The sequence below is a fragment of the Escherichia sp. AM3 genome (genome assembly GCF_032029835.1).
Taxonomy (GTDB): domain Bacteria; phylum Pseudomonadota; class Gammaproteobacteria; order Enterobacterales; family Enterobacteriaceae; genus Escherichia; species Escherichia coli.
The window spans coordinates 1-261 of record NZ_JAVUPQ010001060.1 but is presented as its reverse complement, the minus strand read 5'-3'; the positions used below and the strand labels follow the sequence as shown (position 1 = coordinate 261).

The following is a 261-nucleotide window of genomic DNA, read 5'->3' as shown; positions in this document are numbered from 1 at the left end:
GTTTCGGATAAAGCTCGCGAGACATCGGCCAGAGACGACTGCCGGTACCGCCAGCCATAATTACAGGAAGTAACATATTAATTTCCTTTAATTAAAACCCTGTTATTAAACGCCAAGATATATTCTGAGGCCAGAAGCAGAATATTATAGATATACAGAAGTATAAATATGGCAAATTCTTAAAAGAGGTGATGCTGCCAACTTACTGATTTAGTGTATGATGGTGTTTTTGAGGTGCTCCAGTGGCTTCTGTTTCTATCA

General features: G+C 39.1%; 1 protein-coding gene. It reads right to left on the bottom strand.

What is annotated here, in order from left to right; translation table 11 throughout:
* A partial coding sequence (locus tag RTW80_RS29695) for a sugar phosphate nucleotidyltransferase (RefSeq protein WP_162822687.1) occupies positions 1-76 on the bottom strand: 76 nt, incomplete at its 3' end.
* Positions 77-261 lie beyond the last annotated feature (185 nt).